Source organism: Lysinibacillus zambalensis (genome assembly GCF_040183165.1).
Classification (GTDB): Bacteria; Bacillota; Bacilli; order Bacillales_A; family Planococcaceae; genus Lysinibacillus; species Lysinibacillus zambalensis.
This window is the reverse complement of the sequence record NZ_JBEGDG010000082.1, coordinates 1-338: the sequence shown is the minus strand read 5'-3', so window position 1 is coordinate 338 and position 338 is coordinate 1. Positions and strand designations below refer to the sequence as shown.

Below are 338 nucleotides of genomic sequence, written 5' to 3'. Positions count from 1 at the left end.
TAAAAGATGAATTAACTTACTGTGAAAGATTGATTGCCATTATTGAAAATAAACCACAAATCGCTCATCTACCAGCTATAAAGGAAAAATTGAACGTGTTAAAAGAAGCTGTAGAAGATACGCAAGAACATCTAAATTATTCAACAGACACCGATGCACGAGTAGGACATAAAACAGCAGACAGTACTTTCTTTGGTTATAAAACACATTTAGCAATTAGTGATGAACGTATAATTACAGCAGCAGTCGTTACAACAGGTAAAAAATCAGATGGACATTATCTACAAGAACTGATTGAAAAAAGTAAAGTAACAGGAATGGAAGTTGAAACAGTCATC

Annotated in this window: 1 protein-coding gene; it reads left to right on the top strand. The window is 33.1% G+C overall.

What is annotated here, in order from left to right; genetic code table 11:
• Positions 1 to 338, top strand: a 338-nt coding sequence (locus ABNX05_RS26585; protein ID WP_349662349.1) for a transposase, incomplete at both ends; no start/stop codon positions are given.